Source organism: Lyngbya sp. CCAP 1446/10, assembly GCF_026130175.1.
In the GTDB taxonomy this organism is placed as follows: domain Bacteria; phylum Cyanobacteriota; class Cyanobacteriia; order Cyanobacteriales; family Microcoleaceae; genus Microcoleus.
Window position 1 is genome coordinate 23,023 of sequence record NZ_JAIGNI010000068.1, and the last position, 6,603, is coordinate 29,625.

Below are 6,603 nucleotides of genomic sequence, written 5' to 3' on the forward strand. Positions count from 1 at the left end.
CACTTGGACTGAAGGCAGCGCCCAGACAGGCAATGCAGGTGAACAAACATACAGTGGAGCGGTAGTGCGCCATAAGACTCAATCGGGGTTTTGAGAGGCAACGCCGCATGACGAGCTTTAGTGTAACCTTGAGTTAGCTCGATCCTAGCTGCTATGCGCCCAACTAACTCACAAATACCACGCTTTCTCGCAAAAAATTCTGGTTTGAGGTGGCAGCGAGCCGGATCTCATTAACACAATTGCGTCAATAACGGCGGCTGCGCATAAAGCAGGGGCATCTTTGAAAGTTGATTGCCAGCGAAGCCTCCCCTACCTGCTATGCAGACGCTGCGAGGCTGGCGATTGTTGCTCGCTGCTCACTGCGTGCCATCACCTGTGAGTTTAACTGTTTAGTCGCTGCTGCGCCGCTTTTGTCTTAATTTTAACGGGTACTCGGACAAGGGGGATTGGCAGTGGCAACGAGAAATCTGGTTTTTGAGTGTATTTTGACCTGCTAAACTGAATATTTTCACTATGTTTATTTGTATTTACATACTTAAGTTAAATCGATCGCCATTTAATCATGTTTCGCCAAATCTGATATAAGATCGAGCTAAATTTATCGTGTGAGAGTAGAGGCATTTGTGAGCCAACAAGATATCTTAAATTTAGCAAAAGAAGGCGACCCAAGGGCGATCGCATTTCTGATCGGCCAAGCACTCCAAACCTTCGGCGTCACAGCTAAAGGCAGCTTGGAAAATGAAACCCTGCACCTGCTGCTGGAAGCAGAACAATTGCCCGCAGAAGAAGCCTGTCTCCGAGTCACAGTCAAGGGGTTGCAGCGGTTGCAACCAAAAAACATTTACGGAGTAACCGTTTACGGGCGGAAAGAAGGCCAACAATTGCCCGCTTGGACTCAGACAGTAGAATTAAAAAAACGCTTGGCTAGTGCACGCCTAACCGTAGCCGCACCAGTGAGTGTAGCAGCACCCGCAACTGTAGCCCCTGTCAAAATTGCTGTAGGTGTCGCCAGTGTAGCCACTGCCCCAATTCCTGTAGCCTTACCAAAGCTAGAAACACCTCAAAAGATCACAACCCCACCCATTCAAATACCAGAAAAATCCCCCCGCACATCCTATAGAATCCCAACTCCCAAACCCAAAAAACAACGCCAACAAAAGGTATCACAGCCTCCAGATAGAATCCCAACTCCCCAACCCAAAAAACAACGCCAACAAAAGGTATCACGGCGGCCAGATTTAGCCAGTCCTAAAAATAAAAAATCTTGGCTGTCAGTCGGTACTCTCAGCCTGATTTTCATACCGATAGCAGGCTTTGTACTCGGTTCTCAATTCAATAAATCCTCAACCACCGCTACGATTAACCCTGTTACCTCAAAGCCTGCGGTACAAAAAGTAAGCGCGGCCAAGCCATCCCGCAAGGAATCAATCCCAGCGTCAGCATCAGCCAAACCCGCTCCCAAATCGCCATCCCAGGCAGCAAAAATACCTGCCAATCTGCCCGCAACTGTCAGCATCAAAGCAGTTGGCGACATGATCCCCGGCACCAATTTTCCTTACAACAAACTGCCACAAAATAAGGAGCGTCTATTTGAATCGGTAAAACCGTACCTTCAAGGAGCCGACATTTTGTTTGGCAATTTTGAAAGCACGATGACCGATTACCCTTACAGTTCCAAAGGAGTCAGCGGACGAATGTTGTTTGCCTTTCGGACTCCTCCGAGTTATGCCAAAATCTTCAAAGATGTTGGTTTTGATATTTTGAATATTGCCAACAATCACTCTTACGATTTTAACGAGCAGGGATTTAAGGACACGATTAAAAACATCGACAGCAACGGCATGAAAGCAGTTGGTAAAAGGAACCAAATTGTTTATCAAAATGTCAAAGGCGTAAATGTTGCTTTTATCGGTTTCAGCAACTACGGCGAAGTTCACAATTCCTTGCTGGAACTGCAAGCGGGGGCAGAACTTGTCAAAAAAGCGAAGCAAAACGCCGATATTGTAGTGATATCCGTTCATGCGGGAGCTGAAGGAACTGGAGCTCTGAATGTCAAAAATAAAAACGAGTTTTTTTACGGAGAAAACCGGGGAAATATGGTTTTGTTTTCGCGAACGATGATTGATGCGGGAGCAGATTTAATTTTAGGACATGGCCCGCACGTTACCAGAGCTATGGAACTTTACAAAGGCAAATTGATTGCTTATTCCCTGGGCAATTTTATGGGTTATCGCACTTTGTCCACAGCGGCAGAACTCGGTCAATCTCTGATTTTGGATGTGAAAATGACTCCGCAAGGGGATTTTGTTTCTGGTAAGATTATCCCCGTGGAACTTGACAAGCAAGGTATTCCGTCTGTCGATCAAGATTTGAGGACGGTGGGGTTGATTCGCCGTTTGACAAAGAGCGATTTTCCGAATACTGGTTTGACGATTGATGACAAGGGACAAATTTTGAAGAAGAGTAAGTAGTCAGTAGTCAGTAGTCATTGGGCATTGGGCATTGGGCATTGGGCATTGGGCATTGGTGATTGGTAACAACAGTCAACAGTCAACAATAACCAATAACCAATGACCAATTACCAATGACCAATAACAACTGACTACTCGTCAACCATCGTTTTCAAAGCTTCTTTCATTTCCTCCGCAGTCGTCGTCGCCGTACCGAATTGACGCACGACAATACTAGCAGCTAAATTGCCCAAAACTGCCGCTTCCCAACCGGATGCACCGACGCACAAAGCTAAAGTCATTGCCGCTACGACTGTATCTCCAGCACCGGTTACGTCGAATACATCAGTCTTGTTAAAAGGGGGAATATCCCAGCTTTGAATGGCAAATTCCCCGTTTTCACAAGTGGATGTTGGAGGGGGTGAATTTTTGATTGGTTCGCCGTTCACCCTTTCAAACAAACTCATCCCTTCTTCGCCGCGAGTAATCAGGATTTTTTGAGCTTGAGTTAAGTTCAATAAATCGCGTCCTGCTTGCATTAAAGTTTGAGGATTTTTGATCGCATATCCGACTGCTTGCTCGGCTTCTGGCAAGTTCGGAGTAAACAGCATCGCTCCAGAATATCGCTGCAAATCTGTTTGAGCGTCTACGATTGTTTTGCCGGGAACTACTGCTGATTCGATCGCCAAACGAGTCAAAACTCCGTCACCGTAGTCAGAACAAACCACCGCATCGACTGTCGGGATTTGCTGCCGGATGTAGTCTGCCAATTGCAACTGCAAATCTAAATTCGGCAACTCATCAGATTTGCGATCGACTCGGACAATTTGCTGAGTCACTGACTGTCGCGCGTGCCCGGAAATTCGAGTTTTGGTGACAGTTGGACGCTGCGAATCGATGAAAATCCCGCCCGTATCAATTCCCGCCGCCTCAAAAATACCGCACAAAGCCTTTCCCTGGTCGTCTTTTCCTACCAAACCGGCAACTTTGACTTTGCCTCCCAGTTTGGCTAAATTGTAGACAGCATTTGCGCCACCTCCGGGTAATTGCCGAGTATTTTCGTAGCGCAAAATCAACACAGGTGCTTCGCGGGAAATTCGCTCTACTTGTCCGGTAAGAAACTCGTCCAAGGTCAAATCTCCGATCGCTAATACCTGCGCTCGATCGAAGCAGTCTAATCTTTTCAACAATTGCTCAGTTGAGGCACGCAGTTGAGGCAAAAAATCGGAATAGTCGTTAGTCATTAACCAAAAAAATGAGACTGAGGAGTTGATAGTTGAGCGTGGCACGAACGTTCATTCAGTTGACAGTTGACAGTTGACAGTTGACAGCTTGAGGGCGACCTCTACCTAAAAGGAAGAGGATTGGAGTAATGAATAGTCTTCTTCTAATTTCTCCCTACAAGGGTTCAAGCTTTAAACCAATTTTTTCTGTAATTAAAAATCTGAATTAAGATTAATAATTGATTTCCTCCCTGGTTTAATTTTCAACTTTCAATTGATTTTCTCACTAGAATTTTGAGAAACTCATTGCAAGCTGTTGGCGATCGCACACGCTCAACAAAATTGGCAAAAAAAGCGGATACAAGTACAAGCGAGCACATTGATACTTAATAAGAAGTTGCACTGTGTGGAAGTTTCCTTCTACATAAGTGCCTTCTACATAAGTGCCTTCAAGAAACAAAGGACAGCAGAATTATTTTGCTTTCATCTGCTTGATGATCGTAATCACCTGAGTCATTTGTTTTTTGAGTGTATCAATTTCCGCTTGCATTTTCGCCATTTGCTGAGTCATCGCCTGAATGTCAGCGCCACCCGCTCCAGAGCTGGGTGCAGCAGCGCCAGGGGCTTCTGGTACTGGTTTCTTTTTGGCCAGTACCATCGCCGATTTGATCGCCTCGGTTAGCTGCTTCTTCTCAAAGGGTTTAGCGATGAATGCAAAGAAATGTTTCTCGAAGGGTTTCGGAATTTTCTCCATCACCTCTTCTTCGCGGCCCGACATGATCACCAAAGGTATCTTGGAAAGCTCAGGATGGGCTTGCACTTTTTGATACACTTCCCAACCGCTGACTTTGGGCAGTAGAAAATCTAACATAATTAGATTCGGTCGGGCTTGACGGATCAGTTTGAGTCCCTCTTCGCCGTCTTTTGCTTCTAGAACTTCAAAGTTACCCTGAGGCAACATCTCTCGAACTCGAACGCGGATGACTTTACTGTCATCGATTACCAAGATTTTTTGACCAGCCACGACTGACTCCTTCAGTAATGAGTGTTGACGGTCTCAGGGCCGGGGCCACTGAGATTTTTGAATAGATCAGAAACCAATATTCAAAGGCATTGTCAAGGTGCCTCGCTTTCGCTCAAAACAACTATCTTTCGATGCTGCAATCGCGCTTACGTTATCCTTTTCAAATGCTTTCTGGGTCTATCACTTTCGCTAGTTCGGTACGCTCCCCATCCTGCTGTTACTCGCTCTTTTTGTGTAACGCATTGAGGCGCTTACTAAGTGGCCGGAATTTCTCCGTACTAGGATAGTTCGTCACGCAGACAGATTTACTTAGTCGCCTCTAGATTATAGATCGCAGACTACCGGGACTAAAGTCCCCGGAGTCGCTTTGCTAGGAAGGACTGAAGTCTCTGAGGAAAGCCGCGAACCGTGTGGTCTTGTGATTTGCAACCTTCAGTATATCTCTAAGAGAATTCTACCTAGAATTCTGCGCTAGTTGAGTTTTGCTGCCACCTCGCGCGCGATTCTGATGGCGAGGCTGCTACAAGTTCAGGGACTTTGATTTCGGATACGATCGACTATATTAACTCAATGCCACTTAATTTTATGTCGCCCCAAACTCCTCAAACTCTTACTGTCAAACCAACTGCCGCTCAAATGCGGGGGGAAATCGAGGCGATGCCGGAGTGGTTGCGCAGGCCCATTGGCAAAGCCAGCGAACTTTCCGAAGTGCAGAAAATTATTAAACAGCGGCAAATTCACACAATTTGTGAGGAGGGCAGATGTCCCAACCGGGGGGAGTGCTACGCCCAAAAAACGGCGACTTTTTTGTTAATGGGGCAGACTTGCACCCGTGCTTGTGCTTTTTGTCAAGTAGATAAGGGTCATTCTCCGATGCCCCTTGACCCGGAGGAACCGCAGAAGGTGGCCGAGGCGGTGCAATTGTTGGGTTTGCGCTATGCCGTGCTGACTTCGGTGGCGAGGGACGATTTGCCGGATGGGGGCGCGGGTTGGTTTGCGTTGACGATCGCCCAAATCCGCCACTTAAACCCCGATACTGAAGTTGAGGTACTAACGCCAGATTTCTGGGGGGGAATGGGGAGGAGTTCAGATGGGGAGAATTCCGGCCTGGATCAGTTGCAGCGAGAGCGGGTTCGGACGGTGGTGGAGGCGAAACCGGCTTGTTACAACCACAATATTGAGACGGTGCGACGGTTGCAAGGGCCGGTGCGGAGGGGGGCTAAGTACGATCGCTCGATCGACGTTTTGCGAATTGTCAAGCAATTTGACCCAACCATTCCCACCAAATCCGGTTTGATGTTGGGGCACGGGGAAACGGAGGCCGAGGTTGTCGAAGCGATGGTTGATTTGCGGGATGCCAAGTGCGATCGACTCACCCTCGGTCAATACATGAGACCATCTCTAGAACACCTCCCAGTACGCAAATACTGGACACCAGCCGAATTTGACCGTTTTGGGTCGATCGCCAGGGAGATGGGGTTTGAGCGCGTGCGATCGGGGCCTCTCGTCCGCAGTTCCTACCACGCAGGAGAGAGCCATTGAAATCAATCTTTATTTAACTCGGTATAAACTCCTAGTTACAAAAAATAACACTAAAGGATTGTGTCATGTGCGACGCTCTCTGCTATTTGTGAATACAGTGACTTATGAATTAGGAGCTTGAATCATGGCAGAGATAGCAAAGAACCAATTAAAATCCGACTCCGTGATGAAAACGGGCAAATTCCCTTACACCTTTCGCGCGGCCTGGTTTTTGGGGCTGTTAGCGATCAATTTTCTGGTTGCAGCCTATTATTTCCATATCATTGAATAGTTCTGCAAGTTGACTTTTAGCAGACCCTGCTTTTGGGTAGCTCAAAGTCGGAGACGGGGAGAGTGGGGGAGAGTGGGAGAGGGGGAGAGGGGG

Annotated in this window: 5 protein-coding genes; 3 read left to right on the plus strand and 2 right to left on the minus strand. The window is 47.2% G+C overall.

Going from position 1 to position 6,603, the window contains the following annotated elements; all coding sequences use genetic code 11:
- Nucleotides 1-623: 623 nt before the first annotated feature.
- Nucleotides 624-2,471, plus strand: coding sequence for a CapA family protein (locus K4039_RS22905; protein ID WP_265238821.1), 1,848 nt, complete (start codon nucleotides 624-626; stop codon nucleotides 2,469-2,471).
- Between the two features lie 131 nt (nucleotides 2,472-2,602).
- Here K4039_RS22905 and K4039_RS22910 read toward each other — a convergent pair whose 3' ends face one another.
- Together K4039_RS22910 and K4039_RS22915 are read right to left on the minus strand one after the other, a co-directional pair.
- Complete coding sequence (locus tag K4039_RS22910) at nucleotides 2,603-3,694, minus strand: bifunctional heptose 7-phosphate kinase/heptose 1-phosphate adenyltransferase (RefSeq protein WP_265238822.1); 1,092 nt, start codon at nucleotides 3,692-3,694, stop codon at nucleotides 2,603-2,605.
- 451 nt (nucleotides 3,695-4,145) lie between these two features.
- Nucleotides 4,146-4,697 carry a response regulator gene (locus K4039_RS22915; protein WP_265238823.1) on the minus strand — a complete coding sequence of 184 codons (552 nt, stop codon included), beginning with the start codon at nucleotides 4,695-4,697 and terminating at the stop codon, nucleotides 4,146-4,148.
- A gap of 585 nt (nucleotides 4,698-5,282) precedes the next feature.
- On the opposite strand from K4039_RS22915, the gene lipA reads away from it, so the two are divergent.
- Together lipA and psaX are read left to right on the plus strand one after the other, a co-directional pair.
- The gene (gene lipA / locus K4039_RS22920; RefSeq protein ID WP_265238827.1) at nucleotides 5,283-6,239 is read left to right on the plus strand and encodes a lipoyl synthase; all 957 of its coding nucleotides are present in this window, start codon (nucleotides 5,283-5,285) and stop codon (nucleotides 6,237-6,239) included.
- Between the two features lie 166 nt (nucleotides 6,240-6,405).
- Complete coding sequence (psaX, locus tag K4039_RS22925) at nucleotides 6,406-6,510, plus strand: photosystem I protein PsaX (protein ID WP_321161646.1); 105 nt, start codon at nucleotides 6,406-6,408, stop codon at nucleotides 6,508-6,510.
- Nucleotides 6,511-6,603: the final 93 nt, after the last annotated feature.

Bases quoted from the DNA above. Each gene is read 5' to 3' on its own strand.
- K4039_RS22910 (WP_265238822.1), bottom strand. From the start codon at position 3,694: ATGACTAACGACTATTCCGATTTTTTGCCTCAACTGCGTGCCTCAACT.
- lipA (WP_265238827.1), top strand. From the start codon at position 5,283: ATGTCGCCCCAAACTCCTCAAACTCTTACTGTCAAACCAACTGCCGCT.
- psaX (WP_321161646.1), top strand. From the start codon at position 6,406: ATGAAAACGGGCAAATTCCCTTACACCTTTCGCGCGGCCTGGTTTTTG.